The organism is Candidatus Izemoplasmatales bacterium (assembly GCA_041649275.1).
In the GTDB taxonomy this organism is placed as follows: domain Bacteria; phylum Bacillota_I; class Bacilli_A; order Izemoplasmatales; family Hujiaoplasmataceae; genus UBA12489.
This window is the reverse complement of record JBAZNL010000021.1, coordinates 1-27,000: the sequence shown is the minus strand read 5'-3', so window position 1 is coordinate 27,000 and position 27,000 is coordinate 1. Positions and strand designations below refer to the sequence as shown.

Annotated in this window: 32 protein-coding genes and 1 tRNA gene; 2 read left to right on the top strand and 31 right to left on the bottom strand. The window is 57.9% G+C overall.

Translation table 11 applies throughout. The features are described 5' to 3' along the window. From WC509_08485 to WC509_08465, 5 genes are all read right to left on the bottom strand, one after another. Positions 1 to 1,356: MFS transporter (locus tag WC509_08485; protein ID MFA5007480.1), on the bottom strand; the 1,356-nt coding region annotated here is incomplete at its 3' end. Positions 1,357 to 1,517: 161 nt separating this feature from the next. Then, positions 1,518 to 2,063: a hypothetical protein gene (locus tag WC509_08480; protein ID MFA5007479.1), complete on the bottom strand. Its 546-nt coding sequence runs from the start codon at positions 2,061 to 2,063 to the stop codon at positions 1,518 to 1,520. A gap of 98 nt (positions 2,064 to 2,161) precedes the next feature. Next, a complete protein-coding gene (locus WC509_08475; protein ID MFA5007478.1) occupies positions 2,162 to 4,840 on the bottom strand; it encodes a cation-translocating P-type ATPase in 2,679 nt (892 codons plus the stop codon). A 182-nt stretch (positions 4,841 to 5,022) separates the two neighbouring features. After that, positions 5,023 to 5,817 carry an ABC transporter permease subunit gene (locus tag WC509_08470; GenBank protein ID MFA5007477.1) on the bottom strand — a complete coding sequence of 265 codons (795 nt, stop codon included), beginning with the start codon at positions 5,815 to 5,817 and terminating at the stop codon, positions 5,023 to 5,025. Further along, on the bottom strand, positions 5,807 to 6,718 hold the full coding sequence (locus WC509_08465) for a hypothetical protein (GenBank protein ID MFA5007476.1): 912 nt from the start codon (positions 6,716 to 6,718) through the stop codon (positions 5,807 to 5,809). Before WC509_08465 ends, WC509_08470 begins: the two co-directional genes overlap by 11 nt. Positions 6,719 to 6,832: 114 nt before the next feature. Here WC509_08465 and WC509_08460 point away from each other — a divergent pair, with 114 nt between their 5' ends. Further along, positions 6,833 to 7,435 carry a Crp/Fnr family transcriptional regulator gene (locus WC509_08460; GenBank protein ID MFA5007475.1) on the top strand — a complete coding sequence of 201 codons (603 nt, stop codon included), beginning with the start codon at positions 6,833 to 6,835 and terminating at the stop codon, positions 7,433 to 7,435. Positions 7,436 to 7,496: 61 nt separating this feature from the next. On the opposite strand, the gene WC509_08455 is transcribed toward WC509_08460, so the two are convergent. From WC509_08455 to WC509_08380, 16 genes are all read right to left on the bottom strand, one after another. Next, the gene (locus WC509_08455) at positions 7,497 to 8,756 is read right to left on the bottom strand and encodes a HAMP domain-containing sensor histidine kinase (GenBank protein MFA5007474.1); all 1,260 of its coding nucleotides are present in this window, start codon (positions 8,754 to 8,756) and stop codon (positions 7,497 to 7,499) included. Then, positions 8,749 to 9,432: a response regulator transcription factor gene (locus WC509_08450; protein MFA5007473.1), complete on the bottom strand. Its 684-nt coding sequence runs from the start codon at positions 9,430 to 9,432 to the stop codon at positions 8,749 to 8,751. The genes WC509_08455 and WC509_08450 overlap by 8 nt, the downstream gene beginning before the upstream one ends. A gap of 60 nt (positions 9,433 to 9,492) precedes the next feature. Beyond that, complete coding sequence (locus WC509_08445; GenBank protein MFA5007472.1) at positions 9,493 to 9,732, bottom strand: heavy metal-associated domain-containing protein; 240 nt, start codon at positions 9,730 to 9,732, stop codon at positions 9,493 to 9,495. Positions 9,733 to 9,862: 130 nt separating this feature from the next. Then, positions 9,863 to 10,273 carry a hypothetical protein gene (locus WC509_08440; protein ID MFA5007471.1) on the bottom strand — a complete coding sequence of 137 codons (411 nt, stop codon included), beginning with the start codon at positions 10,271 to 10,273 and terminating at the stop codon, positions 9,863 to 9,865. A gap of 1 nt (position 10,274) precedes the next feature. Then, positions 10,275 to 10,619, bottom strand: a complete 345-nt coding sequence (locus WC509_08435) for an SHOCT domain-containing protein (protein MFA5007470.1) — start codon at positions 10,617 to 10,619, stop codon at positions 10,275 to 10,277. A gap of 93 nt (positions 10,620 to 10,712) precedes the next feature. Then, entirely contained in the window at positions 10,713 to 12,467 is a 1,755-nt protein-coding gene (locus WC509_08430; protein ID MFA5007469.1) for an NADH-dependent [FeFe] hydrogenase, group A6, read from the bottom strand. Next, positions 12,460 to 14,277, bottom strand: coding sequence for an NADH-quinone oxidoreductase subunit NuoF (locus WC509_08425; GenBank protein MFA5007468.1), 1,818 nt, complete (start codon positions 14,275 to 14,277; stop codon positions 12,460 to 12,462). Before WC509_08425 ends, WC509_08430 begins: the two co-directional genes overlap by 8 nt. A gap of 9 nt (positions 14,278 to 14,286) precedes the next feature. After that, a complete protein-coding gene (locus WC509_08420) occupies positions 14,287 to 14,655 on the bottom strand; it encodes a (2Fe-2S) ferredoxin domain-containing protein (protein ID MFA5007467.1) in 369 nt (122 codons plus the stop codon). Then, on the bottom strand, positions 14,652 to 15,203 hold the full coding sequence (locus WC509_08415) for an ATP-binding protein (GenBank protein ID MFA5007466.1): 552 nt from the start codon (positions 15,201 to 15,203) through the stop codon (positions 14,652 to 14,654). The genes WC509_08420 and WC509_08415 overlap by 4 nt, the downstream gene beginning before the upstream one ends. Further along, complete coding sequence (locus WC509_08410; protein ID MFA5007465.1) at positions 15,196 to 15,897, bottom strand: hypothetical protein; 702 nt, start codon at positions 15,895 to 15,897, stop codon at positions 15,196 to 15,198. Before WC509_08410 ends, WC509_08415 begins: the two co-directional genes overlap by 8 nt. Next, positions 15,894 to 16,226 (bottom strand): hypothetical protein, encoded by a 333-nt coding sequence (locus tag WC509_08405; GenBank protein MFA5007464.1) that lies wholly within the window; start codon positions 16,224 to 16,226, stop codon positions 15,894 to 15,896. The genes WC509_08410 and WC509_08405 overlap by 4 nt, the downstream gene beginning before the upstream one ends. Next, positions 16,213 to 16,656, bottom strand: a complete 444-nt coding sequence (locus WC509_08400; protein MFA5007463.1) for a hypothetical protein — start codon at positions 16,654 to 16,656, stop codon at positions 16,213 to 16,215. The genes WC509_08405 and WC509_08400 overlap by 14 nt, the downstream gene beginning before the upstream one ends. Beyond that, a complete protein-coding gene (locus tag WC509_08395; protein MFA5007462.1) occupies positions 16,653 to 17,033 on the bottom strand; it encodes a hypothetical protein in 381 nt (126 codons plus the stop codon). The genes WC509_08400 and WC509_08395 overlap by 4 nt, the downstream gene beginning before the upstream one ends. Before the next feature lie 4 nt (positions 17,034 to 17,037). Continuing rightward, positions 17,038 to 17,517 (bottom strand): NAD(P)H-dependent oxidoreductase subunit E, encoded by a 480-nt coding sequence (locus WC509_08390; protein MFA5007461.1) that lies wholly within the window; start codon positions 17,515 to 17,517, stop codon positions 17,038 to 17,040. Between the two features lie 106 nt (positions 17,518 to 17,623). Then, on the bottom strand, positions 17,624 to 19,276 hold the full coding sequence (locus WC509_08385; protein MFA5007460.1) for a hypothetical protein: 1,653 nt from the start codon (positions 19,274 to 19,276) through the stop codon (positions 17,624 to 17,626). A gap of 94 nt (positions 19,277 to 19,370) precedes the next feature. Continuing rightward, positions 19,371 to 20,216 carry a nuclease-related domain-containing protein gene (locus WC509_08380; GenBank protein MFA5007459.1) on the bottom strand — a complete coding sequence of 282 codons (846 nt, stop codon included), beginning with the start codon at positions 20,214 to 20,216 and terminating at the stop codon, positions 19,371 to 19,373. A gap of 263 nt (positions 20,217 to 20,479) precedes the next feature. Here WC509_08380 and WC509_08375 point away from each other — a divergent pair, with 263 nt between their 5' ends. Further along, a complete protein-coding gene (locus tag WC509_08375) occupies positions 20,480 to 20,779 on the top strand; it encodes a hypothetical protein (protein ID MFA5007458.1) in 300 nt (99 codons plus the stop codon). A gap of 53 nt (positions 20,780 to 20,832) precedes the next feature. Here WC509_08375 and WC509_08370 read toward each other — a convergent pair whose 3' ends face one another. From WC509_08370 to WC509_08325, 10 genes are all read right to left on the bottom strand, one after another. Then, positions 20,833 to 21,156: a cupin domain-containing protein gene (locus WC509_08370; GenBank protein MFA5007457.1), complete on the bottom strand. Its 324-nt coding sequence runs from the start codon at positions 21,154 to 21,156 to the stop codon at positions 20,833 to 20,835. Further along, positions 21,153 to 21,809, bottom strand: a complete 657-nt coding sequence (locus WC509_08365; protein MFA5007456.1) for a hypothetical protein — start codon at positions 21,807 to 21,809, stop codon at positions 21,153 to 21,155. The genes WC509_08370 and WC509_08365 overlap by 4 nt, the downstream gene beginning before the upstream one ends. Further along, positions 21,806 to 22,420, bottom strand: a complete 615-nt coding sequence (locus tag WC509_08360; GenBank protein ID MFA5007455.1) for a TetR/AcrR family transcriptional regulator — start codon at positions 22,418 to 22,420, stop codon at positions 21,806 to 21,808. Before WC509_08360 ends, WC509_08365 begins: the two co-directional genes overlap by 4 nt. A gap of 150 nt (positions 22,421 to 22,570) precedes the next feature. Further along, positions 22,571 to 22,819, bottom strand: coding sequence for a hypothetical protein (locus WC509_08355; protein ID MFA5007454.1), 249 nt, complete (start codon positions 22,817 to 22,819; stop codon positions 22,571 to 22,573). A 208-nt stretch (positions 22,820 to 23,027) separates the two neighbouring features. Beyond that, positions 23,028 to 23,696: a GSU2403 family nucleotidyltransferase fold protein gene (locus tag WC509_08350; GenBank protein ID MFA5007453.1), complete on the bottom strand. Its 669-nt coding sequence runs from the start codon at positions 23,694 to 23,696 to the stop codon at positions 23,028 to 23,030. Continuing rightward, positions 23,689 to 24,003, bottom strand: coding sequence for a hypothetical protein (locus WC509_08345; protein ID MFA5007452.1), 315 nt, complete (start codon positions 24,001 to 24,003; stop codon positions 23,689 to 23,691). Before WC509_08345 ends, WC509_08350 begins: the two co-directional genes overlap by 8 nt. Positions 24,004 to 24,382: 379 nt before the next feature. Beyond that, on the bottom strand, positions 24,383 to 24,784 hold the full coding sequence (locus WC509_08340; GenBank protein MFA5007451.1) for a hypothetical protein: 402 nt from the start codon (positions 24,782 to 24,784) through the stop codon (positions 24,383 to 24,385). A 61-nt stretch (positions 24,785 to 24,845) separates the two neighbouring features. Further along, complete coding sequence (locus WC509_08335) at positions 24,846 to 25,208, bottom strand: hypothetical protein (protein MFA5007450.1); 363 nt, start codon at positions 25,206 to 25,208, stop codon at positions 24,846 to 24,848. A 532-nt stretch (positions 25,209 to 25,740) separates the two neighbouring features. Continuing rightward, positions 25,741 to 26,649: a hypothetical protein gene (locus WC509_08330; protein ID MFA5007449.1), complete on the bottom strand. Its 909-nt coding sequence runs from the start codon at positions 26,647 to 26,649 to the stop codon at positions 25,741 to 25,743. A gap of 228 nt (positions 26,650 to 26,877) precedes the next feature. Continuing rightward, positions 26,878 to 26,953: transfer RNA gene (locus WC509_08325), tRNA-Phe, on the bottom strand. Positions 26,954 to 27,000: the final 47 nt, after the last annotated feature.

Genomic DNA, 27,000 nt, shown 5'->3' with positions numbered 1-27,000 from the left:
GGCGAGGAAGCCGATCGGGACGAAGGCGACGAGGGCGGCGCCCTGGGCGATCAAAAGCGGGAGCGAATAGCCCATGCCGAGGACCTTCGGGGCATAGTCGGACAGTTTCGTGGTGACGGCGTTATAGCCGATGAACCAGAGGAACACGGATCCGAGGATCAGATACAGGGAATTGCGCTTCTCGCGGGAGAGTTCCTGCATCGATTCGCCCGATTCCTTGACCTCGTCCGCTTCCGTGAGGCCGTACTTGACGTCGTCGGCTTCCTTTTCGGCGACGAGCGCCGGTTCCTTGACCTTCCAGAGGAAGATCGCGAGGAAGACGAGCATCAGGACGCCGACGATGACGAATGCCGGCGTGTAGTCGACGTAAGAACGGTTGGAAAGACCGAAGATGCCGAGCAGGGCGATCGAGAGGATGCCGCCGAAGGTGCCCATCAGGTTGATGATGGCGTTCGCCTTCGAGCGCAGCGGCTTGACCGTGACGTCGGGCATGAGGGCGACGGCCGGACTGCGGAACGTCGCCATGGCGACAAGCGCGACGAGCAGAAGGGCGACGAAGACGACGAAGTTGAAGGGATTCGCCGCCGTCATTTCCCAGGCCGCCTCGGAAAGGTTGCCGTCATAGACGCCGTCGTAGATCTCGTCGGCCCAATAGGAATACTCCGCCTGGGTGAGATAACCGGTCGTCAGCGCGCGCCAGCTGATCTCCTCCATGACTTCATAGGTGTTTTCGTACCAGCGGTCGTAGGCGCCCTGGGTGATCTCGCCGGCCGCAAGCGCGGCATCCTTCCCCGCCAGGAGGATGTCGTCGTTCATCAGGTTCCACTGGACCATCGCGAGCGGCCATGCGGCCTGCCATGCGAGATAGTCGGCGACCGCCTGGTCGTATTCTGCTTCCGTGATCTTGCCGGCGTCGTAGTCGGCTTCGGCCTGTTCACGCGTCACGAGCGCGGTCGGCTTGCCGTCCTTGACGATCGATTGGAGCATGATGTCCTTTTCCGCCAGATAGCCGTCGTAGTCGGCGACGATGTCGGTGGCTTCGATCCGGGCGGTCTGATAGCTGTCGGCGAAGGACAGCGCGACGAACGCGAAGGCGGCGATGACCGTACCGACGACGATGTACGGGGTGCGTCTTCCGTATTTCGACTTGGTCTTGTCGGAGAGTCCGCCGAAGAGCGGGAGCAGGAAGATGGCGAGCACGTTGTCGAGCGCCATGATCACGCCGGACCACGTCTGCGAGAGGCCGTACTTGTCGATCAGGATCTTGGTGATGACGGAGTCGTAGGTCTGCCAGAACATCGAGATGAGGAAGAAGGCGACGCCGACGAAGAACACTTTCTTGTAGTTGAGCTTCATATCAAGTCTCCCGGATTCATTTTGCCGGAGCCGGTCTCCGGCGTGTTACTCCTATTATATCATGAATGGGAATGCGCTTCCATACCATTTCGGCACCCCGGAAACGGCGTCCGGGCGAAAGAAAAACTCCGCGAACGGGGTTCGCGGAGTCGGATGGCGGTTCAGTCGACGTGAATCTTGCCGGCGATGAAGCGGAGGGCGTCCTCGTTCGGCTTGTCGGGGGTGAAGCGGAGCGAGAGCTTGTCGTCGAGGCCGAACTTGATCTTCAGCATCAGGTACTTCTTGTTCCCGAACATCATCGAGAGGCCGACGACGACCAGGAGGACGGCGGCGCCGAAGCCGTAATACCAGTTGGGGATGCTCCCCAGGAGCGGAACGTAGGACTCGAGGGCATGGGTGTAGTTCATGTAGCCCGCGGCCGCACCGGCGAGGAAGAAGATCAGGCCGAAGATGCGGACGAAGGCGCTCACGCGGTGATAGTCGAGATAGTATTCGAAGCGGTGGATCGAGCGCAGGTCGATCTCGTCCATCTTGCGGCGGCGGATCCTGCGTCCGCGCTCGACGTCGGGTCCGAAGGTGTAGACGATCAGGCGCTTCGTCGTGAGCATCATCGCGCAGTAGGTGCCGATCGCCTTGAGGTTCTTGAAATCCTTCTGGACGGTCTCGCCCTTCTGCAACACGACGTTGCGGGCGATGTTGTTTCTCACGGGTGACACCTCCTCACGAACCGACTTGTTTCCATTTTAACGCATACGGACGCGATTTACAAGACGCCGGACCGAATTTGCGGATTCCGCACGCGGTCTTAGCGGGACGGATGGAACAATTTCGTCAGTTCGCCCGCCAGGAGCGGGATGAATCCGAGGACGGCCGCGATCCCGAGTTCCGCCGCCGAGAGCGCCTCGAGGCGGAACAGCGCCGCGACCGGCGGAACGTAGACGAGCGCCGCCACGAGCAGAAGCGAGGCCGCCACGGTGATGTTCAGGGTGCGGTTCGAGAACGGATTCATGCGGACGAGGAAGCGCGTTTCCGAGCGCGCCGAATAGGTGCGGATCAGTTCGCCGACGACGACGGTGACGAAGATCATCGTGCGGGCCTGGGCGAGCGCCCCGCCGTCGATCTGGAATCCGATCCAGAAGCTGAGGAGGGCGGCGAGCGCGAGCGCGGTTCCCTGGATCAGGATCTTTCCGAGCGTCGGTCCGTCGAGCAGCTTCTCCTTGGCGTCGCGCGGCTTCTCGTCCATGACGCCCGCTTCCTTCTTCTCCATGCCGAGGGCGAACGCCGGGAACGAATCGGTCACGAGGTTGATCCACAGGAGGTGGATCGCCAAGAGCGGGATCTGGTTGTCGAAGAGGAGGCCGAAGATCATCGCGAGGGTGATGATCAGGATTTCCCCGATGTTGCAGGAGACGAGGTAGATCGTGAACTTGCGGATGTTCGAATAGATGACCCGGCCTTCTTCGACCGCCGATACGATCGAGGCGAAGTTGTCGTCGGTGAGGATCATGTTGGACGCTTCCTTCGAGACCTCGGTGCCGGTGATGCCCATCGCGACGCCGATGTCGGCCTGCTTCAGCGCCGGCGAGTCGTTCACGCCGTCGCCGGTCATCGCGACGATCTCGCCGTGCTTCTGGAGGATGCCGACGATGCGGATCTTGTCCTCCGGGGTGCTGCGGGCGAAGACGTCGCAATGCAGGATCGCTTCCTCGTATTCCTCGTCGGACATCCTGGCGGTCGTCTCCCCCGAGAGGGCGAGGTGGCCGGGCTTGAGGATGCCGAGGTCGCGGGCGATCGCCTTCGCGGTCGTCAGGTGGTCGCCGGTGATCATCATCACGCGGATGCCGGCCTTGTGGCAGACGGCGATCGCGTCCCGCGCTTCCTCACGCGGCGGATCGATCATCGCCGTCAGTCCGAGGAAGACCAGTTCGCGTTCGGCGTTTTCCGCCGCGGCGGACGGCAGTTCGCGGCAGGCGTATCCGAGGACGCGGTAGGCCTGTTCCGACCAGGCGTCGTTCTGCTTCAGGACGCGGTCGACGTCGTCGTGGGTGATCGGTCGGACGACGCCCTCGTCCATGATGAAGTCGCATCGCCCGAGGAGCTTGTCGCAGGCGCCCTTCGTCAGCGCGTAGACGGTGCCGTCGATCCGATGGACCGTCGTCATCATCTTGCGGACGGAGTCGAACGGGATCTCGTCGAGACGGGGATAGTCCGCTTCGGCGTTTCGGACGTCGAGTCCGGCCTTGGCGGCGAGCACGAGGAGCGCGCCTTCGGTCGGATCGCCGAGGATCTTTCCCTCCTCCTCGATCCGCGCGTCGTTGCAGAGCATGCAGGTCTTCAGAAGCATTCCGAGGTTCCCGCGCGGCGCGATCGGCGCGCCGTCCGTCCCGATGGTACCGGAAAACGAATAACCGCCGCCGGTGACGCGGTATTCGCGCGCGAGGTCGTAGACACACTGCACGGTCATCTTGTTCTGGGTCAGCGTGCCGGTCTTGTCGGAACAGATCACGGTCGCCTGGCCGAGGGTCTCGACGGTCGACAGCGACTTGATGATCGCATTGCGCTTGACCATCCGCTGCATGCCGAGCGCGAGTACGACCGTGATCACGGCCGTGAGTCCCTCGGGAATCGCGGCGACGGCGAGCGCGATCGCAGTCAGGAAGATCTCGAAGACATCGCGTCCCTGGACGAGACCGAGCGCGAATACGAGCACGGAGACGACGACGCAGATCGTGCCGAGCACCTTGGCGAACTCGTCGATCGTCTTCTGCAGCGGCGTCTTGCCTTCCTCGACGGCGTCGAGCATCGCCGCGATCCGGCCGATCTCGGTCTGCATCCCGACGGCGACGACGACGCCCGTTCCCTTGCCGTAGGACACGAGCGTGGACATGAACGCGCTGTTGGCGCGCTCGGCGAGCGGCCGTTCGGCGTCGTAGACGATCTTCGCGTCCTTCTCGACGGGAACCGATTCGCCGGTCAGGGCGGATTCGTCGATCTTGAGGTTGGAGGATGCGATCAGCCGCAGGTCGGCGCTCACCGAGTCGCCGGTCTCGAGGAAGACGACGTCGCCGACCGCGAGGTCGGCCGAATCGACTTCGACGACCCGTCCGTCGCGCAGGACCTTCGCATGGGGAGAACTCATCCGCCTGAGCGCGGCGAGGGCGTTGCTCGCCTTCTGTTCCTGGGAGACGCCGAGCACCGCGTTCAACACGACGATCGCGAGGATGACGAGTCCGTCGACGAGACCTTCGCCTTCGATGGCCGCGGTGACGATCGAGATGGCGGCGGCGACGAGCAGGATGACGACGAGGAAGTCCTTGAACTGGTCGAGGAACATGCCGAAGAGGCTCTTCCGCCGTTTTTCGCGCAAGGTGTTTTTGCCGTCGCGCAGGATCCGCGAAGCGGCTTCCGACGACGTCAGACCGTGCCTGGCGTCGGTGCCGAGTTCCGAAAGCGTCGAATCGATGGTGCCGAGATATCGTTCCATAGGTTCCTCCCTGGGTGATAAAACAAAAGCGAGACCATGCACAACGAAGTGCATAAGTCTCGCCGCATGAGGTCAAACCAGATCGATCGAACGATCGCGCTTGTTGATTTGACCACGCCTTCGAGTTGCGCGCGGGCTACTCCCTTATGACGTGCATATTCTACCGCGGGAGCCGCTCGATGTCAATCGGTTTCGGATCGTTTGACGGACATGGAGGCGTTTTCCCGGGGAACCCGAGCGGCTCTCCTCCGTACCGCCGCCTCGATCGCGGCCGCCATCAGGACGAGCAGGGCGGTCCAGGCGAAGACGGTGGCGAAGTCGAGTTCGACCTTCGCGAGATAGAGGGCGTTTCCGATCGAGGAGGGCGTCTGGGCGAGATACTCCGCCATCACGAGCACCTTCACGCCGAGACCGGCCGACTGGAGGAGCGCGGTGCGGACGTCGGAAGCGATCAGGGGCATGTAGCAGTATCGGAGGCCGCCGAGGACAGTGTCGTCCTCGAGGCGATAGACGTCGACCAGTTCCGGGTCGATCCGACGGATGCCGTCGGCGGCCGCCTGGAAGACGAGCGGGAAGATCATCAGGAAGGTGATGACGTACGGCGTCGAGGAGAAGCCGAAGACGATCAGGACGATGACGACGATCGAGATCACGGGCACGGTCCTCAGAACCGTCACGACCGGTCGGAGGAAGCGGTAGACGCCGTCGACGAGACCGGCGGCGACCCCCGCGGAAAGACCGAGGAGGGTCGCACCCGCCAGCGCCGCGACCAGACGGAGGATCGTCGCGCCGATCGAAAGAAGCGATGCGCGTTCGGTCAGAAGCGACGTCAGCGCCGAGAAGGTCGCCGCCGGGGAAGGCAGAAGCATCGCGTTGTCGACGATCGCCGAGGCGGCGATCCAGACGAGGAAGACGGCGAAGACGCCGCCGACCGTGAACAGGGCGGAAGCGAACGAAACGGAGCGCTTATCGTTCAAGATAGAATCCCTCCCCCGGGAGCGTGCCGCCGATCAGCGCCGGATTCATCTCGAGGATGATCGCGAAATAGGCTTCGAGCGCGGTACGGGCGTCCGCCGCCGCGACATAGGCGAGATGGCTTCCCGGGATCGCGCCCGTCATCACCGCTTCCGAAAAGCCGAAGCCGAGCTCCGCGCCGGCCGCGGCCGCGGCGGCGGGATCGTCGTTCACGGCCGAAACCGAAGCCGCCAGGTCGGTCAGATAGGCGTCGACGCGATCCGCATCGATCCCGTTCATGACGAAGACGCCCGCCTGCGGATAGGAGCCCTCGCCGTGGAGCGCGGCGTACTCGTCCTGCAGGTCGATGACCTGTAGGCCGTCGACCGTCGCGCATAGGGCCGAAAGGGACGGTTCGGCGGTCAGGACGACGAGCGTCGGATCGGCGGCGAAGAGGGCGGCGGCGGAAGCCACCGCATCGACGTACGTGAGCGTCGCGTCGACGTCGTTTTCCGAAAGCAGGTGCCTGAGGACGATGTCGGACGTCTGGTTCTGCCCGAAGGCGAGGATCGATGCGCCGTCGAGACCGTCGAGCGTGAAGGAAGTCTTGCCGGTCGTGACGAGGTAGTAGTTTCCCCAGACGACCGCGGCGGCGAAGCGGTAGTCGGCGCCGGCGGCGATCATCTTCGCGCCGAGGTTGGTGGGTGCGAAGACGACGTCGTGCGATCCCGACCCGAAGGCGGCGACGAGCGGATCGGCGCCGTTCACCACGCTGACCGCGTGACGTCCGTCGGTCTGGACATAGATCTGGGCGAGTGCCGGCGAACCGGAGGGGACGATCGCGGTCAGTCCTTCCGGCTTCGCGCAGCCGAGGATCGCGAGGGCGAGGAACGCCGCAAGCGCGGCGGACAGGAATCGTTTCATCGGGGAACCTCTTTCCGCGTCGCGGGCAAAGGCGCCGCGACTTCATGTGTACAATCATTATAAAACATGTTATCATCATTGTATGTAACATATGTTACGAACGGAGGCGGTTTCATGAGACTTCCCTATGACTGGCAAACGGCGATCGAAGAGGCTGGCGGTACGACCGCGGAAGCGAAGCGCGGCGCGCTCGTCCGTCTCCAGGGCGACCCCTGCGAGCGGATCGGCTACGTGACGAAGGGCGCGCTCGAGATCCGCTCGTCGATGCCCGACGGCCGCGAATGGGTGATCCAGACGGTCGCGGCGGGGGATTTCTTCGGCGACGTCCTCACCCTCGCCTGCGAACGCCGCTATCTCGGCAACGTCACCGCCGTCGTCGATTCGACCGTCGTCGAACTCGACCAGGACGGCTTCTTCCGTCTGCTTTCGACCCATCCCGACGCGCTTTCCGACTACCTCGGGATGCTTGGCCGGAAGACCTTCGCGATCAAGCAGCAGGTCAAGCTCCTGTCGCTTCCCGACCTGCGTTCGAAGATCCTCTTCTGGCTCCGCGGGCAACTCGGCGAAGAGCCCCGCGGGATCGTCCCGATTCCCGAAACGAAGGAACGCCTGGCGACCTTCTTCGCGGTCGAGCGGCCGTCGCTCTCGCGCGAGCTGTCGCGCATGCGGACGGACGGCCTGGTGAAGGTGACGAGGAAGTCGATCGAACTGTTGTGAAAGAAGGGGACGGAACCGGTGCATCGGTTCCGTCCCCTGATCATTCATTGTACCCGTAGGCTCAAGCGCCCTTCGCGAGATTCGCACGTTCGAACCAGACGATGACGGTCGTGCCCTTCCCGGGTTCGCTTTCGAATTCGACCTCGGCGCCGATCCGGTATGCGATCTCGAACACGATCTGCAAGCCGACGCCGCTTCCCTTCTGGTTGTACTTCGATGCTTCTTGCGCGCGATGCGATCCGGTCCGGATCGCGTTGAGGGTTTCCGCGGACATCCCGATGCCGGTGTCCGACACCGTCATCCGCTTCGTCGCCGCATCGATCCGGACTTCGATGGTGCCGCCCGGTTCGCTGTAGTAGAAGGCGTTGAAGACGAGGTGTTCGAGGAGGCGGACCAGGTCCGCCGCCGCGATGTCGAGGGTCAGGTCGGTCCCGTGGAAGACGACCGTCATGGCCTTGGTGCGGAAGACTTCCTCGAGTCTGGCGAGATGTTCCCGCACGACCGGCGTCACGTTCTGGCGGATCGACACCTGGCGCAGGTCCTGTTCGATGAACTGGGGCACGGTCTTCTCGATCTCGGCGATCTGCGCGAGCAGTTCGGCGTTGACCTCGCCGTCGAAGGATAGCCGTCCGGAGCGGATGCCGTCGAGATAGGTCTTCATCACGGTGAGCGGTGTCTTGACGTCATGGGCGAGCAGACGGACGTAGTGCGCCTGGATGGTCTTGAGTTCCTCCTCCGCCGCAAGAGCCTCCGTATAGCGGAGGTTGACCGCGGCGATGTCCCGGAAACGGAACTCCGCACCCTTGTTTCCGATGCGTGCCATGTCCTCGTCGAGGGCCGCGTACTGGCGGTCGAGGTAGCGGCGCAGAAGCATCAGCGCCGCGACGAACAGGAGCGCGGACACGCCGTTCACGAACGCCAGACCCCAGACGAGTTCGGCGCCGTAGAGCGACTGGCGATAGCCGATCGACAACGTTCCGAGCGGCGCTCCCTCCGAAGACACGATGGCGATCGGATCCACGCCTTCGGGGAACGCCTCGGTCGCGTACACGAGATTTCCGAGATCGTCGACGTAACGGATCTCGACGCCATGGGTATGGCCGTAATGCACGAGGAAGGCGACGACCGTCTCCTCGTCCTCCCATTCGGCCAGATGCCGCATCATTTCCACGAAGGAGGCTTCCTGCCGTTCCGTCTGGCGCGCATACTGGATGCCGGAGACGAGGTAGACCGTCAGGTTCGCCAACAGCAGCATCGCCGCGAACAGGAGCGTGAACGAACGCGCCATACGCGTCCGGAAGAATTCCCGGAAGCTAATCATCGGCTTTCCCCACGAACTGATATCCGACGCCGTAGTGCGTCTTCAGATAGCGCGGTTCTGTCGCCGAGTCGCCGAGCTTTTTGCGGATGTTCTTGATGTGGGCGTCGATGACGCGGTCGAACGCCTCGCTGTCGGCGAAGCACAGGTCGATGATCTGGTCGCGCGACAGGATTCTTTTCGGTCTGGAGGCGAGCGCCCAGAGGACGTCGTACTCGTGCGCGGTCAGGTCCACGGGGTCTCCCAGAAGCAGGACCTGACGCTGGAGCGGGACGATCCGGAGTTCGCCGCCATGATAGGAACGGATGACCGGCGATCGCGTGACGACGCGTTTTTCGACGTTTTTCAGTTTGACCATGACCTCGTTGACGGAAAACGGCTTCGTGAGGTAGTCGTCGGCACCGAGCGAGAGTACGTCGATGCGATCCCTGACGTCGATTTTCGCCGAGACGACCATGATGTAGAGGTCGCTCTGGGCCCGGATCGAACGGATCAGATCCTCACCCTGGAGGTCGGGAAGCATGAGGTCGGTGACGACGGCGTCGAACGTCTTCGACGCGAGTGCGGCGAAAGCCTCCTCGGCTGAAAAAGCCTGGACGGTCTCATGGCCGTCCTGGCGGGCGAATCGGGCGAGCAGGTCGTTGATCTTGCGATGGTCTTCGACGATGAGCAGCCGCATGACTTATCCCTCCGTCTCCATTATACGCCCGAACTCGGAAAGGCGGGTCGGAAACGCCGTTCAGTCCTCCGCGGGGACGGGCAGGACCGCGAACAGCGTCGCCTGATAGCCTGCCGCGCGGACCGCGTCGCAATACCCGTTCGCATCCGCACGCGTTCCGGAATAGAGGACCGTGGCGATCCGCGAGGCGGGATCGATGGCGACCGAGGTCGCGCCCTGACGCAGAAGCGCCCTCTCGATCGCGGTGAAGCATCCGGCGCAGCGGATTCCGTTCACGCTCGCGATCATGCGCTGCGTCATGCCGCTCACGAACGTACCGGCGGCGTCAAGCGCGTCGGCGAGGATGCATTCTTCGAGAAGGACTCCGCGGCCTCGAGGCCGACAAGATCAACGAAGATCACGGCGGCAGGCATGGCCGGGCGGACCCGCTTCACGGATTCAGACCCGAGACGAAACCGGATTCGAGGATATAGTCGGCCAGCGCCGTGCGGATCTCCGCCAGCGTCGACAGTCTGTTCTCGGCGTCCATCGCCGCGAAGTCGTAGGTGGCGATCAGATCGGCATGATAGGCGTCGACGAGCGCCGTCTCGTCGGCGTCGAGGTGCAGGTACAGCCATTCGTAGGAAGGTGCGGCCGTCGTCGCGATGCCGTAGCCGTAGCCGCAGCCGCGACCGGAACCGTAGCCGCCGCGGCCGCCCATCATCGGTCCGTACCAACCGGAGGCCGAGGTCGTCGATGCGGTCGTGGCCGGAACGTCTTCGGCCGCGACGGTGTTGCGGATTGCGAATCCCGCGGCGACAAGCACTGCGACCGTCCCCAGGACGATCATCAAGCGTTTCATGTCAGTTGTCCTCCTCGAGCTTCTTCCGAAGCGTCTCGTATTCCTCGATCGTGATGTCTCCGCCGGCGAGCCTTTCCTTCAGGCGAACCGTCGCGTCGCTGCCGGAACGGCAGCTCCGGCCGGGCAGGGTCCGCAGGACGACGAAGACGACGAAGACCCAGAAGGCGGCCATCCCGAGCATGCCGAGCGGCATCCCCCATCCGCCCATCATCGGCATGATTCCGGGCCAGTCGCCGGCATCCCAGCCGTTCCATGCGTCGGAGAAGTAGAAGAAGGCGAAGCGGGCCGCCGCCGACAGGACGACGACGGCGACGATGATCCAGATCCAGACATTGCGTTTTTTCATGTTTCTTTCACCTCGAGCCCATTCTAGCAGACGAATGTGAACGGATGATGAATCGAAAAAAAGCGGCGGAGTCCGTAGACTTCGCCGCCCGGTTCATTTGGAGTAGACGTCGCGTTTCTTGTAATGGGTGTGGAGGAGTTCGTGCGCGAGATGGGAGTTCGGCTCGCCGAGGTATTCGGCGTAGACCTTCTTGACCGCTTCGCTCTCGTGCGACTTGCGGAAGGCCGATCCCTGGTCGATCGCGTAGAGGACCTTCATGCGGCGCTCGCGGACGTCGAACTTGCCCTGCATCGGGGCGGTCACGATCGGCTGTCCGCCGCCGTTGATGCAGCCGCCGGTGCAGCCCATGAATTCGACGAAGTGGTACTGCTTCTCGCCCTTCTTCATCCGTTCGAGGAACTGGCCGATCGCCTTCCCGCCGTGGACGACGGCGACGTTGACGTCGATGCCGGCGACCCTGTAGGTCGCTTCCTTGATGTCCGAGAGGCCGCGGACGTCGGCGAATTCGACCGGCGTGGAGTGGCCTTCGAGGATTTCGGTGACGGTGCGGAGGGCGGCTTCCATGACGCCGCCGGTGGCGCCGAAGATCGATGCCGCGCCGGTGTACTTGGCGAGGTCGCCGTAGGGCTTGATCGGGTCGAGTTCCTGGAACCGGATCCCGCGGTGGCGGATCAGGCGGGCGATCTCGCGCGTCGTCAGGACGATGTCGACGTCGCGGTAGCCGTCGCGGCCCATGTCGGGACGCTTCGCCTCCGCCTTCTTGGCGACGCACGGCATGATCGAGACGGAGACGATCGCCTTCGGGTCGAGGGCGAGCTTCTCGGCGTAGTAGGTCTTGATCAGGGCGCCGGCCATCTGCTGGGGCGACTTGCAGCTGGAGAGGTTCGGGATGTATTCGGGATAGTACTGTTCGAGGTAGTTGATCCAGCCGGGGGAGCATGAGGTGAAGAGCGGCAGGACGCCGTTGTTCTTGAGGCGGCCGATGAACTCGGTGCCTTCTTCCATGATCGTCAGGTCGGCGGAGAAGTTGGTGTCGATGATCTCCCTGATGCCGAGCTGGCGCAGGGCGGCGAAGAGCTGGCCTTCGACGTTCGTGCCCGGCTTGTAGCCGAACTCCTCGCCGAGGGCGGCGCGGACCGCCGGGGCGACCTGGGCGACGACCGTCTTGGACGGATCGCGGAGGGCGCGCTCGAGCGCCTTGATGTCGTCCTTCTCGCGGATCGCGCCGGTCGGGCAGGACTGGATGCACTTGCCGCAGTAGATGCAGCCGGCGTCCTCGAGGTTGGTGAAGAGGGCGGGGCCGACGTAGGTCTTCGACCCGCGGCGGTTGAAGTTGAGGATGCCGAGGCCGGTATACTTCTCGCAGGCGGAGACGCAGCGGCCGCAGAGGACGCACTTCGAGGAGTCGATGACCATCGCGCCGGACGATTCGTTCAGCTTGCGGTCCTTGTGCTTGAAGACCTCCTCGTTGCTGTAGTTGTTGTCGACGGTGAAGCGGCGGAGCAGGTCGAGGAACTCGCAGCTGTTCTCGCGGGAGCACTTCCAGCATTCGAACTTGTGGTTGCCGGCGAGGAGCTCGAGGTTGCTCGAGACGGCATCGTAGACTTCCTTGGTGTTGGTCTTGACGGCCATGCCTTCGGAGACGGTCGTGCGGCAGGCGGGCTTCAGGCCCTTCTGGCCTTCGACCTTGACGACGCAGACGCGGCAGTTGCCTTCCTCGTGGATGCCCTCGAGGAAGCAGAGGCGGGGAACCGAGACGCCGGCCGCCTCGGCGGCCTTGAGGATCGTGTACGACTCGGGGACGGCGATCTGGGTCTTGTCGATGGTGACGTTGACGAGCTTATCCACGGACCGCGTTCCTCCAGTCTTCCGGCTTGCTCGAGATGGCGTTCACCGGGCATGCCTTCTTGCAGGCGCCGCAGCGGATGCACTTCTCGAGATCGATCTTGTGCTTCTGCTTGACGGAGCCCTGGATCGCGCCGACCGGACAGTTCTTGGCGCACTTCGTGCAGCCAATGCACTTGTCGGTGATCACGTAGTTGGTGAGGGCGGCGCAGACGCCGGCCGGGCAGACCTTGTCCACGACGTGCGCGACGTATTCGTCGCGGAAGTGCTTGAGGGTCGACAGGACCGGGTTCGGGGCGGTCTGGCCGAGTCCGCAGAGGGACGTGTCCTTGACCATGTTGCCGAGGGTCTCGAGCGTGTCGAGGTCCTCGAGGGTGCCGTCGCCCTTGACGATCTTGTTCAGGATGTCGAGCATGCGGCGCGTGCCTTCGCGGCACGGCGTGCACTTGCCGCACGATTCGTCGACGGTGAAGTCGAGGTAGAAGCGGGCGACGTCGACCATGCAGTTGTCCTCGTCCATGACGATCATGCCGCCGGAGCCCATCATCGAGCCGAGGGCGACGAGGTTGTCGAAGTCGATCGGGGTGTCGAGCGACTTCTCGGTGATGCATCCGCCCGAGGGCCCCCCCGTCTGGACGGCCTTGAAGCGGCGCTTGTTCGGGATGCCGCCGCCGATGTCGAAGATGACCTCGCGGAGGGTCGTCCCCATCGGTACCTCGAGGAGGCCGGTGTTGGCGATCTTGCCGCCAAGGGCGAAGACCTTCGTGCCGGAGGATTTCGGGGTGCCGATCGCCTTGAACCAGTCCGGTCCCTTGAGGTAGACGACCGGGACGTTGGCGAAGGTCTCGACGTTGTTGACGTTGGTCGGATGTCCCCAGAGGCCCTTGACGGCCGGGAACGGCGGCTTCAGCCGCGGCATCCCGCGGAAGCCTTCGATCGACGCCATCAGCGCCGTCTCCTCGCCGCAGACGAACGCGCCCGCGCCGAGACGGACCTCGATGTCGAAGTCGAAGCCGGTGTTGAAGATGTTCGCGCCGAGGAGTCCGTAGCCGCGGGCCTGGCCGATCGCGTGGTTGAGGCGCTCGACCGCCACCGGGTATTCGGCGCGGCAGTAGATGTAGCCCTGGTGGGCGCCGATCGCGTAGCCGCAGATCGCCATCGCCTCGAGCACGGAGTGCGGGTCGCCCTCGAGGACGGCGCGGTCCATGAACGCGCCCGGGTCGCCTTCGTCGGCGTTGCAGATGACGTACTTGATCGGGTCGTTCGACTTGGACGCGAATTCCCACTTCTGGCCGGTGGGGAATCCGCCGCCGCCGCGGCCGCGGAGGCCGGAGCGCTTCATCCAGTCGATCACTTCAAGCGGCTTCATCTCTGTCAGACACTTGCCGAGGGCCTGGTAGCCGTCCTTGGCGATGTATTCGTCGATCTCGAGCGGATTGATGTTGCCGCAGTTGCGGAGCGCGATCCGCTTCTGTTTCGAATAGAACTTCAGTTCGCCGAAGTTCTTGACCTTCTGCTTGTCGACCGGATCCTTGACGATCAGGCGTTCGACGGGACGACCCTTGAGGACGTGCTCCTCGCAGATCTCGTGCACGTCGGCCACGGTCACGTGCGAATAGAAGGTCTCGTCCGGATAGACGATGACGACCGGACCCTTCTCGCAGAGTCCGAAGCAGCCGGTCATGACGAGCTGGACCTCCTCGCGGAGCCCCATCTCGGTCAGAACCTTGTCGAACTCGGCGCGGATGTCCTTGGAATGGGAGCTGAGGCAGCCGGTGCCTCCGCACATCAGGATCTGCATTCTTTCCAGCATGTCAGGTCCCTACCTTTTCACGCTCGAGAGCAGGTACCGGTCGAGCCGATGCCCGTTCACGAGGTGTTCCTCGACGATTTCGTCCACCATGCGTTCGGTGACCTTGCAGTAGATCGACGACGTGCCGTCCTGGTCGACGATCTCGACGATCGGTTCGAACGCGCATTCGCCCATGCAGCCGACCTGCGTGACGACGACGTTCTTCAGTTCATGCTCGCTGATCTCCTCGACGAACTTGTTGAGGACGGGACGGGCGCCCGCGGCGATGCCGCAGGTGCCCATGCCGACCTGGATGCGCGTACCGCCGACCTGGTACCGCATCTGCATGTTCTTGAGGGACTGGTCGCGGAGCTTCTTGAGATCTTCCAACGATTTCATCTGTATTCTCCTCGTGTCGTTATGATGTGTTCCTTGATGTATGACTTCAGGTATGCGCCGATGCCTGCGGCGGTGAGGGGCACTCCATCCAGGATGGTTCTGATTTCACCGAGCGAAAAGTCGAAGCGTCGACCGTCGCAGACGTGCGCGTACCGGAATTCCCTGACGTTCTGATGCAGGCAGATCGTGTAGAGCGATTCCGCCATGTCCCCGAGCGGGGGCGTGTTCACGTGGCTTCTCACGAATCGGGCCTCGACGACGGTGCCGACGCCGGGATCGGATTCGATCGCGAAGGAGCCGTCGGCCAGTTCGGCCGCCATCATCAGAAACGGCAGCCCGAGTCCGACCTTGCGGGTGGTGCGGGTGGTGAAGAACGGGTCGACCGCCCGTTCGACGGTCATGGGATCCATGCCCCGGCCGTCGTCGACGACGGTGAGGACGAGGGTGTCCTGCGAGGAATCCTCGCGGATCGCGACGGCGATGTCTTCCGCTTCCGCGACGATCGCGTTCTGGACGATGTCGAGCACGAAGAGCGACAGGTCATCCACGGGAGAACCTCGCGAAGAAGGCGTCGAGCGAACGCTCCGGCAGGTCGAGGATGTTTCCGTCCGTCCGTTCGGAGATGTCACAAAGACCGTGCGCGTCCGAATTGCGGAGGACCGGATATCCTTCGAGACGATGCCGCCGGAGGAACTCGGGATCCGCGTGCCGCGTCAGCTCGATTCCGTCCATCGGGCACGTCCCGACGAGGTGCAGTCCGGAGTTCGCCCCCCGGTCGAGATGGGCGAAGAAGCGCAGGTGGTCGTAGCGGTCGAGCAGCCGGCAGAGGCCGGCGAGGTCGATCGGAAGGTTCTGGTGGAGGCGGTACGGAAGCACCGCGAGCGTCAGGTCCTCCTCGTCCGTCAGGATCGGTTCGCCGTTTCGGATCGGGCCTTCGGGAGTCTTGTCGAGCAGCCGTTCGAGATCCGCGTCGAACGCCATCGCCTCGTCGAGACGGCGGAAATGGGCTAGGACGTGGGTCCCGTCCGCGATCGTCACCTCGACGCCCGGGATGAAGAGGAGGGCGTAGCTCTCGGCGATCTTCGCGAGGATCGGAATCTGCTTCAGGCTGTTGTGATCGGCGACGGAAAGGACGTCGAGGCCCTTGAGGGTCGCCATGTTGAGGATGTTGTTGGGGGTCATGAGGACGTCCGCGCACGGCGAGAGCACCGAGTGGACGTGCAGGTCGTAATGAAGGTTCATGAGAGGCCGCGCCGGTCGAGGTCGATCACCACGTCGACGGCCTTCCTTGACGTCTCGACGAGGGCGATGCCCTCGGCGTCCGCGCGTGCGATCATCTCGGAAGTCGCCCTCGCGCCTTCGCAGAGGACGATGGCGGGCAGGTCGACGAGGCTCGCGACGGCGATCGCGTTCATGTTGGCCATGACGGTCACGAGCGCGTTTCCCGGCTTCGCGCTCTTCATCACGACGCTCAGGAGGTCGCCGGCGTAGAGTCCCGCATATTCGCGGTCCGCGCTCTCGGCGCGGGTCGCGAGCCGGTAGCCGGCGGAAAGGATGTCAGAGACCCGCATCGCGATCCGCCTCCCCGATGTCGAAGACGAGCTTGAGGACGGTGCCGTTCGGATCGGACAGGATGTCGAAACGGTCGACCGACTTCAGGATGTTGGTGAAGCCCATGCCGGCGCCGAAGCCGTTCAGGCGCGACTCCTCCGAGGCGGTCGAGTATCCGGGCGTCATCGCGAGCGCGATGTCGGGGATGCCTGGTCCGTAGTCGGTGAATTCGAGGTAGAGCTTCGCTTCCGTGATCTTGAACGCGGCCCGTCCGCCGAGCGAGTGGATCACGATGTTGATTTCGGATTCGTACGCCGCGACCGAGACGCGCTTGATGAAGTCGCGGGAGAAGCGCATGTTCTTCAGGGTTCGCTTGATGTCCGACGACGCCTGCCCGGCGAAATTGAAGTCGCGGGGAATGATCTCGTAGCGTTTGTCGACGAGGATCATTTCTTCGAGGCGATGCCGACGATGCCTTCCTGGTAGAGTCTGCCGCTCAGGTTGAACATCGTCAGTTCCGTGCCGATCAGGATGATGCCGGATTCGTCGGCGAGGTCGACGACCTGCTTCGCGGGGATTTTCCCGCGGACGAGGCAGACGACGTCGACGTCGAGCATTTCGGCGGTGCGGATCGACTGGTTGGTGGCGAGCCCGGTGATGAGGACCGAATCCTCGAGGACGCCCGATTCGCGGACGGTGCTCATGATCATGAGCGCGTCGCTCATCAGGTCCGAGCAGAACGCGTAGCGGATCTCCTTCGCCGAATCGAAGGAATTCCGCGTGTAGACCGTGCAGCCGTACTTGGCGACGATCTGGCCGAGGGTCACGATGCTACCTCAGCGTCGCCACGACGTCCTTGGCTTTCTGGACGGTGGCGTTGCCGTAGACCGTTTCGTTGACCGTGAAGGTCGGGGCGAGGCCGCAGGCGCCGATGCAGCGCGTGGCCTGGAGGGTGAACCTGCCGTCTTCCGACGTCTCGCCCGGTTTCAGCTTCAACTCGTCCGAGAACGAATCGAGGACGCTCTGCGAACCGCGCACGTAGCAGGCCGTGCCGAGACAGACGCTGATGACCTTCTCGCCCTTGGGTTCGATCGAGAACATGCTGTAGAAGGTGACGACGCCGTTGATCTTGGCGACGCTCTCGTTCAGCTCCTTGCCGATGATCTTCTGGATTTCGATCGGAACGCAGCCGAAGATCGCCTGCGCTTCCTGTAGTGTCGGCATCAATGGACCCGGTTTCAACTTGTTTCTTTCCATCGCTGCGGACAATCTGGCAAGCCGTTCCTTGTTGATCAGGACTTTAGCTCCCATGTGTTTTTTTTACACTCCTTTCCTGTATTCTCGTTGGCACACACATTATAACACTAATGAAAACAAAAGAAAGCGTGTGATAACGCTTTCCTTGGTGATAAAACGCTTACCTCATTTTCACTTTGAAACCCCAAATAATGTTGGTCGCGAGCAGTGCCGCGAAACAGATTCCGCCGACGATCCAGACGACCGCATCCCCCCAGTCGAACGCCTCCCCGAGGCCTCCGGAATCCGGCCCCGGGACATATGCCGGGGCGTTTTCGGCGACCACGACCTCGAGGGTCTTCACCGACGTCCGACCCAATGGGTCGACGATGTCGAGCGTCAGGTGATAGACGCCCGGAACGGAAGCGTGCGCGGTATACGAATCGTAACGCAGCGTCACCCGGTAGCCGTCGGCCTTGGGCAGTTCTCCCGCGCGGACGAGTAGGTTCGTGAAATCGGTCAGCGTCAGGACCGTGCCGTTGTACACGCGGACGATCGAGGCGTCCACGTACACGACCGGTCCGATCTGATCGACGACGTTCACGACGACGTCGAAGAGGGTGGCGTTGCCGCTCGAGTCGACCGCCCTGAAGACGACCCGATAGGCGCCGATCTGCCGGATGTGGGCGGAGTACTCGTCGCTGTCGACGGTGATCGCGGCCGTCAGGTCGTCGTCGTAGTCGTCGACGACCGAGAGCGCGGCTCGGATGTCGGCGACGGTCATGCCGTTGTCGTACCCGATCGTGTAGACGGACGGACCGGTGAAGATCGGGCTCTCTTCGTCGACGACGGAGACGGTCACGGAATGGTCGGTGACGTTTCCGCTCGCGTCGGCGACCGAGAACGCCACCTGATAGGATCCCAAGACGCCCGCGTTCGCGGTATAACCGTCCGTCTTCAGTACGATGGCGGCCGAGAGGTCGCCGTCGTAGTTGTCGCTCGCGGTGATCTGCGAAAGGATCGTCGCGATCGACATGACGTCGGGGTAGGGAATAAGGAAGTCGGTTTCGCCGCCGAACATCGGCGCGGTGACGTCGACCACCTTGACGGTCACCCGGAAGTCGGTGAAGTTGCCGGATGTGTCGGCGACGCGGTAGTCGATCGCGTATTCTCCGAGCGTGCTTTCGTTTCCGGCATAGGCGTTTGACAATTCGACGATCGTGGCGGTAAGGTCGCCGTCGATCGCGTCATAGGCGGTCAGTCCGGCGCGGATCTCGGCGCTCGTGATCGGTGCGTCGACGTTGGAGATGACGACGGGGTTGCCGTCGAAATACGGACCGTTGACGTCGGCGACGGTTCCGTCCACATATTCCTCGTAGCCGGTGAAGACGGATCCTTCCTCGAGTTGGAACAATTCCGCGGTATGGAAGTCGAACACCGCCGTCGGATCGCTGAAGTAGATGTCCATGTAGCTCGCCGTCGCCGACGTCGAGAACACGAGCGACACCCAGTCCTCTCCCGGGACCGGCGTGAAATCCTCCGGATGATAATAGACCGAGGTCAATTGAATCCGATCGTCGAGAAAGGTTTCGATGATGATTTCATACGCATGGGAAGTCGCATAGACGGATGCCATGGAGAGGCAATAGGTCGTGTTCGGCTTGACCAGAAACAATTGGATCGTGTTGTAGTATCCGGAATCCTGTTCGAAGTTGTCGGCGGAGAGATAGTTCACGCCGCCAGGCAGATATTGTGGGGAATAGGCTTCGACGCGTTCGGTCGCAACGACCATGGCGAGGGTGGCGAACAGAATCGCCATCAGCGCTTTTTTCATCTGGATCAGCTCCTTTGCACGAACATATTACGCAGATGCTTCCCCTATGCTTCATAAAAAAAACGACACTCGGCAAGTGTCGTCATTTCAGGAATTATTTTGCTTTTTTCGTTTCGTTTTTTTGAAGTTCTCCAATGTGCTTTTCTTTCTTCTCCTCCGAATACCCCAATGAGTCCTTGATCGTCATGTAGATGCTTTCTACTTGCACGGGAGTGAAGATGTTTTTCGTGTGTCTGCCACGGTAGTACGTTTCCTTGGCGATGTTCTTCAGTTTACACACGCTGGCGAATTTTGGAACCGTCTTGATTTCCTCATAATTGAAAATGACAGCATCTCCCAAGACGACTATGTTCTTGAAAACGGAAGGATCGCAACCGAGCAATCGTTTCAAATGCTGGTAATGGTATGAGTTTTGGATGACCGGATTGAGAATCTCAATTTGTTTTCCATTTTCATAGGTGGCAATTAGTTTATCGGATGACCAATCACCGTTCACGGATGCCGAAATGTTCTTCGCTTCAAATAAGAAGATGCCGTCAACCGATATCATGAGAAGATCGATTTCGGAGGTTGTGCCGTCGATTTTGGGGCAATACACGTTCTTCACGATCTTCGCCGACGGATACAACGATTGCAACGTCGCTTCTATTTGATTCTCTAGAATGCGTTGTTTCACCTCATAGAACATATTCGGAATGTTCTCGCTTACTTCGGCTGCCACTTCGAGCGCTGCATCGTTTTCTCGTTTGATCAAACGGTTCCATCTCCACCGAAGACGTATTACATAGGCAACATAAAGAATGAGTGTTAGTGATGAAATCTCAAAGATGATGGTCATCGCCGTACTATCGACATCCGAAAGAAAAGGAGACATCATGAAAATTATCGCCCAAAATAATAGCACGACATCAAATACATTCACAATCGCTTCTTTCTTCATATGAACCCCTCCGGTCTTTTCCTGTTATATTTTTCCTGTTATATTATACAATAAAAATCGATTCAATATTAGACGCTTGTTACAAAAGATTTTACTTGTCGTACTTTCGTTCAAGGAGATCACATCATGGATGATAAGAAAAAAATCACACATTGAACTTTCTCCTCAACATTTCGCGAGATTTCGCCGAAAAGCCCTTGCGGCCCAACCGATGAATCACTATAATTAAAGCGAAGTCTACAAAACAAATGGGGGGTTTCGCAATGAAGAAGTTTTGGAATGTCCTCGGCCAGATCCTTGGCTTTCTGACCATCGTCCTGTACGCTTTCCTGTATACCGACGCCCAGTTCGGTTTCGGCCTGCCGGCCCACATCATGGGCTACCTCACGCTCGCCCAGCAGTTCGCCGCGCTCGCCGTCGCCGCCATCGTCGGGATGGAGTTCGTCTCCGGCAAGAAGCTGTTCGTGTTCATCTACGTCCTGATCCTCGCGATCGTCGTCATCTTCATGTTCTTCCCCGATCTCGGAAACCAGCTCGTCGCTCTGCTCAACTCGGTGATCTGAATGAAAACGGCGTTTTGCCCCGCGAGGCAAAACGCCGTTTTTCATCTTTCGGTTCAGACGCAGGGAGATCCGGGCGCCGGCGACTTGAGGACGATCAGCTCGAGGATGTCGTCGTGCTCGTTTTGGACATTCATGGTCGTTCCCATCGGCACGTTGACTACGTCTCCCGAGACATAGAGGCAGACCTCCTGGTCGTTCAGACCGAGCGAGAGCGTTCCGCGGAGGACGGTCATGTAGAGGTTCGCGTTCGAGGGATGTATGGGAAGCCCTTCGTTCTTCGGAAAAACCATGTGAAGGTAATGGACATGACGGTCGAGGATCACTTTCTCGATCGTCTTTTCATTCGTCTTCGTCATGTGGAACACGGTCTGGATCATGCTTCGCCGGCCTTCTTTCCGCCCTTCCGAGAGGACTCCGCCATCTTGCGCCTCATGGCCAGGTAATAGGGCCGTTCGTGGCGGAAGAAATGGATCGGCTTGTAGACGAGGTAGGGGACGAAGAGAACGATGTACATCGCCAGATTCGGAAGTTCGGAAACGAGGACGAGGTGGACGAAGACCGCGAGATAGACGACGTAGGCAAATCGCTGCAGCTTCTTCCACTTCATTCTTGCGGGTCCTTCGGGGGGATTTCGGAACGAGGTGACAAAGAGCGGGACCATGATCAGGTATGCGGCCACGCCGAACGGATCGAGCGAGGCGTCGCCGGCGATCCGGTCGAGGACGAAGAAGACGGCGTGCGGCGTCAAAACGATGAAGCCGAGGATCGAGAGAACCTGGCGGACGGACGAAAGCCGCTTGAAGATGACGCTTTCGCGCGAGAACAGGCCGACGATCATGACGACGTAGAAGAGGCTGAACCCGAGATAGCCGCGGTTGAACGGAAGCGTCGCCGGAACGGTGCGGAAGACGAGCGCGAGCGCGGACAGGACCGTCGCCGCAACATAGAGCGCGACGTCGTGCTTCCGGATGAATCCGGAGGCGACATAGGCCGCGATGAAGATGAGAGCGATGAAGACGAGCGAAATCATGACTGGACACCCCTTTCGATGATGCGGATCCTTCGTTCAAACAGCCTTGTGCCGTCGGCGACCGGCAAGCCTTCCCGCACAGATTCGTTGTAGGTCGCGAGATAGACGATCATGCAGAGTTCGAAGAGCGAGCGGCGTTCCTCGGGCGACAGCGGTGCGGTCCCGAAACCGATGCCATTCGACACGAGGATCCGGAAGACGTTGTCGCGCTGGTCGGGATGGTACGGCGTATCGCGGAGCGAGCCGGCGCGCTGGGTCTGGATGTAGCGGAAATACCGCTGTCGCAACAGCGCGTTGCGCGAACCGTTGCCGTCCCGCATGTCGGCATCGAACATCCGGACGAGGAAGTCGAAGACCGTTCCGAAGAATCCGGAGGCGGCGTTTCCGATCGCATCGAGCCGCTCCTTCTGGACCGTTTCCATGACGGTGCGGTAGTAGTCTTCCATGTCGTCGAAGTAGGCGTAGAACGATCCGCGCGGCAACCCGGCCTTGACGACGACGGTCTTGACGTCGACTTGTTCGTAATCCATCGCCGCGAACAGCTCGGTGCCCGCTTCGACGATGCGTTCGCGCTTCACGGGATCGATGTTCATGAAGGTCGGTGTCGGCATTTACCTCGCCCTCTTCCTATATAATGACACGGTGTCATCATTATACCGTACCGTCGCCACGCTGTCAACCGATGCGGCTTGTCGATCCGAAGAAAACGAAAGGCGGTTCGGACGCCAAGGTCCGAACCGCCTTCGTGATGCCGGAGGAACTCACTTCTTCGCGATGCTTCGGGTGATCCGGAGCGCGAAGAGGACGATGATCCCGAAGAAGCCGATTGCGCCGGGCATGGCGACGACGTCGAGGACTTCGAGGATGTCCTGGCTGCCGATGAGCAGCGTGATGAAGACGAAGATCGCCAGGAAGATGCAGAAGGCGCCGCCGAGGAGGGCGAGCGTGTCGATCAGGATGCTGAACTTGGATTCGAACCAGTCGATGAAGCGGTTCAACGCGTTTTTCATGAAGTCACCCCACGACCACCATTATACACCGCGGGACGCCCCCCGTGAACCCCCCTGTTGATAGCGTGGATTCGCTTGAAGAAACAAAAAGCCCCTTCCAGGGCTTCGTTTTATGACATGATGGTGGTTTTGACCGGAATCGAAGTGGCGATATATGGATTTTAAGTCGTTTCAGGCAAGAAAACATTCAGACTAGTGTTTGTCCGAACTATTTCTTTTGGTAAAAATTAAGATGGTTCTTAATAACGTAATCGTTGTACTTTTTTCCAGAACCTTTTCCCATCGAATTCACCAATTCAATGAAATCAGACATATGTGAACCGTTCTTAATAATTTCTTCATATACTAACCGAATTGATTCAAGATCTTTGTGATATTTTTCATTAGACCGTTTCTCCGAAATAAGGATTTTCTGTATGACATAGGCTGAAGGACTTGCGACTTTTACACTATATCCTTCAAAATCAACTTCTAAATGTCCGCTGTCAAAAATGTCCAGATTTCCCAGTTGTTCGGCGTTGACTCCCAAAGAATCAATTTTTACCACCGAGCCTTGATCTCTTCTTAATTTTGTTAGAAACTCGATTTCAAATCCGTTCGGGGAGATAAATTTGTTTTTCCCGGTTCCAGTATCAAATATTTGATCATAATTTATCGGCATTAGTGCTTCCTTAACGCTTTTTTTCACACTTATCTTTTTGTTCATAGGCACATAGCAATCCATATCTAGGGTCCGAATGCTCGGGATGAACCCCTCAAATATCTTGACATAAAAATATGTGGCCCAAGATCCTATGATGATAATGTTGTCCAAAATTCCACATTCCCCAAAAGTCTTAATGATATTCTGTAATTCGTCTTCATAATTCTTATTCATATGCCTTTAACGCCTTTCGCAGTCTTAATTCATCCTTTTTGGCTAGCTTTAGGTTCATAAGCACTCGAGAATAGTCTTCTGATCTTTGTATCTCTTCATTTGCTCTTTTGTTGTCACTTAATGCACATATATACTCATTGGTTACTTTTACCCCAACTCTATTTTTTCTATAGAAATACTGTTTACCGTTTCTGTTTGAAATAAAAATACTTCCCTTGGGCAAGTTGCTCAACATTTCCATGTATTTTTTTTGATTTCTTAGGTTTCGCTCTAGTTCTTCTTCCAAAACGCTTTTCAGGATACTCATATTATCACCTGTTATAATCATAACATTTATGCTCTACAAAATCAATATTTTTTATGTTTGTAGCACATTTTATTTGTGCCACATATAATTAATATCTTAATTATGTAGCACACATCTGTGCAAATTAAAAATTAATATATGAATGGCTAAAAATAGAAGCATATTCCGTTACGATTTTTTTCAGACCCTTCACATAAAAACTCATAAGAATCAGTCAATCTCCGCCGGCGGTGAAATCCCACCACCACCCACCCCCCCAGATACAAAAAGCCCCCGAAAGGGCTTGTTCTGTGCTAAAGAAGGTGGTCCAGGCCAGAATTGGACTGGCGACACATGGATTTTCAGTCGTTTCATGCAATTATCCCTTGCATTACAATGCCTATTTTATGGTTAATTTTTTACCTTCAAAACAGGTCTGATCTAGTGGGATTGTAAATTTGCATGAGTTCTCATGTGATAAATCTTCCAGTTTACCAGATATAATGATATATCCTAAATTATTAGCGCTGGCATGTAGAATACATTTACCAGCTTCTACCGATTCAAGATGAGCTTCGCCAGACAAGTTGTCATAGATATTCTGTAGTTTGGAGAGAAATGCTAACAAATTTTTTTCGTGAAAAACATATGATTCTGATACGCATTGAAGGAACTCGTTCTTAACTGCGATTATCATTGACGCATTATATACCTTTGTATCATAAAAAACACGGATGTCGCGCATTTCAAAATGATAATTGTTCCCAAAGTCGGATATTAGGATATCTTTTGAGTCGTCCATTGGATTTCCTCCTTCGTTGTATAAATGGATTTTCAGTCGTTTCCTACGCGGGCGAAATGGTTCACCTCGTTATTTCGAATGATTCGGCTGTAAAATTCATATAGAGCCCGCAACTCGGCTCTATTTCTACATGATATCTTTCTTCTTTCTTTTTAATAGAGAAATCGAAAATTAGGCAAGTCACATCGTTGCAAAACCCATCCGTTTCAAACAAAAGATCTTGGATTTTCCGGAATATTACCGTAAATAATACATCTTTATTAAAATCGACGTTCGTAAAATTACGGGCGTGTTCTTTCAAAATTTGGAATTTCATCACAAGGTTATCAGAGTCCATTACGAAAGATGGGATGTAATCATCATGAAACACGGGCCTAAAGCCGATGTTGTGCTTAATTTCCAACAGGAAGTTTTCATCAATCATGTAATTTCTCCTACTAATATCAGACAGCGGTTCATATTGGATTTATAGTTGATTCATGCATGCGAATTATTTTGGCCAGTCATATCCATTTTCGTTTATGGAACTAATGTTATTCGTCTTTGTTGCACGCACGATTTACTTGGCCTTTTCAAAGAAATTCATCTTGCTTAACATCGGACGAATATAGCCTTCCAATAATCTTCTATAGACGATGTCTTGAATTGGGGGAATATATTTCTGGGTATATTCACCAATTTGATATTATTTATAGATATTATTTATTCTTTTTACTAAGCTTGCACCCTTGAGGATCTTGTCCGATAGGAATGCCAATGCATAAGCACCAAACGATAATTACATACATACACATATTCCAATTTTATTTCCTCTTGCGATGACGGGGTCGCTCACAAAAACAATGAAGGCAAGCGGAATGAAACTAGAAATACTGATGATCAAGAAATGCTCTTCTAATATCTATCTTCTACAAATACAGATAATCCAATGACTCACTTGCAGCATATCATTCTGTTCAATTTGATTTCTCCACGTAATTAAAGCAAAACTTCATAATGAATTCGTACATCTCAACAGAATAATCGATGACGACGCTTTCACTCAAAGGTAAATGATACGATCGCACGAAGGCTTCGTCCGTTAACATGAGTACCACGCGGGGACGGTTGATGATGGCATTTGCCTCTAGATCTAAACCGATATATGCTATTCTAAAGCGAATCCCATCTACCTCATTAATCTGATACTCCATCAAGCATTCCTCAATTGCAGCATTTTGATCGGATTGCCTGCCGATTTCGCGGAAACACAATATAATATTGACTCTTTCCCGATCCGCTATGTGGATTAATGTTTCCTTTGACGGAATCTCGCCAAAGCAAAACAGAAAGGTATAGTCAAAATTCCATACAACCCCACGCAAAAGCATGTATGACCATCTTTTGCGTTTCTTCAGCACGCTATCCACGAACTCTTTCCTTTTTGCGAACTCCTCCTGCCATGTCGCTATCGGTATCTGGAGAGTCACGGGTCCTTTCCATTGCTTCATATACATTCGATCCCGATAGCGAAAGAAATCAGCATCAAGAATGGAAACACATTTCTTCAAATACTCTCGATCAGGTATGATTAAAATCAAGGGCAGAAATAATAATACTATGAGGAATAGAACCACCCCAAACCCTGCCAACCATCCGTGTGAGAATAGCAGGCTCCACGCAATGGCAAATCCCGCATTAACCAAAAAAAATATTGCTGGTACATAGATTAAGAATGTCAATCTTCTGCGTTCTGACTTGGATACGAGGCTGCACTTGGAAAAATCCCCCTTTTCGACGTTTCGATATCGAAGGTCGTCATCCGTCAAGACAGCGTCGCGTTCGACAACAGGTTGTTTTTCCATTTCGCCATGAACAATTCTCACGATCTCATTCCCAAAATCGAATCATATTCTTTATAGATTTCGTCATCGATTATCATCAATCGGCACCTCGCGCGTCGTAATAATGAATACATTATATCATAATTGAATCCTCAAAAATGTCACTTATGACGATTTCATCCTTTCTTCTCTGTGTGTCGCGACGACATTTTCTATATGGTTGTTTTCTAGAACAAAAAAGCCCCTCTCAGGGCTTCGTTGTAGGTATGATGGTGGTCCAGGCCAGAATTGAACTGGCGACACATGGATTTTCAGTCCATTGCTCTACCAACTGAGCTACCGGACCATCATATGGCGGTCCCGACGGGATTTGAACCCGCGATCTCCTGCGTG

Coding starts and splice junctions, on each gene's coding strand:
- WC509_08440 (MFA5007471.1), bottom strand. CDS start 10,273: ATGAAACGCTTGATGATCGTCCTGGGGACGGTCGCAGTGCTTGTCGCC.
- WC509_08365 (MFA5007456.1), bottom strand. CDS start 21,809: ATGATTTCGCTCGTCTTCATCGCTCTCATCTTCATCGCGGCCTATGTC.
- WC509_08445 (MFA5007472.1), bottom strand. CDS start 9,732: ATGACGCAGCGCATGATCGCGAGCGTGAACGGAATCCGCTGCGCCGGA.
- WC509_08400 (MFA5007463.1), bottom strand. CDS start 16,656: ATGATCCTCGTCGACAAACGCTACGAGATCATTCCCCGCGACTTCAAT.
- WC509_08420 (MFA5007467.1), bottom strand. CDS start 14,655: ATGAAATCGTTGGAAGATCTCAAGAAGCTCCGCGACCAGTCCCTCAAG.
- WC509_08475 (MFA5007478.1), bottom strand. CDS start 4,840: ATGGAACGATATCTCGGCACCATCGATTCGACGCTTTCGGAACTCGGC.
- WC509_08410 (MFA5007465.1), bottom strand. CDS start 15,897: ATGAACCTTCATTACGACCTGCACGTCCACTCGGTGCTCTCGCCGTGC.
- WC509_08360 (MFA5007455.1), bottom strand. CDS start 22,420: ATGCCGACACCGACCTTCATGAACATCGATCCCGTGAAGCGCGAACGC.
- WC509_08425 (MFA5007468.1), bottom strand. CDS start 14,277: ATGCTGGAAAGAATGCAGATCCTGATGTGCGGAGGCACCGGCTGCCTC.
- WC509_08390 (MFA5007461.1), bottom strand. CDS start 17,517: ATGGGAGCTAAAGTCCTGATCAACAAGGAACGGCTTGCCAGATTGTCC.
- WC509_08385 (MFA5007460.1), bottom strand. CDS start 19,276: ATGAAAAAAGCGCTGATGGCGATTCTGTTCGCCACCCTCGCCATGGTC.
- WC509_08455 (MFA5007474.1), bottom strand. CDS start 8,756: ATGATTAGCTTCCGGGAATTCTTCCGGACGCGTATGGCGCGTTCGTTC.
- WC509_08335 (MFA5007450.1), bottom strand. CDS start 25,208: ATGATTGATGAAAACTTCCTGTTGGAAATTAAGCACAACATCGGCTTT.
- WC509_08370 (MFA5007457.1), bottom strand. CDS start 21,156: ATGATCCAGACCGTGTTCCACATGACGAAGACGAATGAAAAGACGATC.
- WC509_08450 (MFA5007473.1), bottom strand. CDS start 9,432: ATGCGGCTGCTCATCGTCGAAGACCATCGCAAGATCAACGACCTGCTC.
- WC509_08435 (MFA5007470.1), bottom strand. CDS start 10,619: ATGAAAAAACGCAATGTCTGGATCTGGATCATCGTCGCCGTCGTCGTC.
- WC509_08340 (MFA5007451.1), bottom strand. CDS start 24,784: ATGGACGACTCAAAAGATATCCTAATATCCGACTTTGGGAACAATTAT.
- WC509_08380 (MFA5007459.1), bottom strand. CDS start 20,216: ATGAAGAAAGAAGCGATTGTGAATGTATTTGATGTCGTGCTATTATTT.
- WC509_08345 (MFA5007452.1), bottom strand. CDS start 24,003: ATGAGTATCCTGAAAAGCGTTTTGGAAGAAGAACTAGAGCGAAACCTA.
- WC509_08355 (MFA5007454.1), bottom strand. CDS start 22,819: ATGAAAAACGCGTTGAACCGCTTCATCGACTGGTTCGAATCCAAGTTC.
- WC509_08405 (MFA5007464.1), bottom strand. CDS start 16,226: ATGCGGGTCTCTGACATCCTTTCCGCCGGCTACCGGCTCGCGACCCGC.
- WC509_08375 (MFA5007458.1), top strand. CDS start 20,480: ATGAAGAAGTTTTGGAATGTCCTCGGCCAGATCCTTGGCTTTCTGACC.
- WC509_08465 (MFA5007476.1), bottom strand. CDS start 6,718: ATGAAACGATTCCTGTCCGCCGCGCTTGCGGCGTTCCTCGCCCTCGCG.
- WC509_08350 (MFA5007453.1), bottom strand. CDS start 23,696: ATGAATAAGAATTATGAAGACGAATTACAGAATATCATTAAGACTTTT.
- WC509_08460 (MFA5007475.1), top strand. CDS start 6,833: ATGAGACTTCCCTATGACTGGCAAACGGCGATCGAAGAGGCTGGCGGT.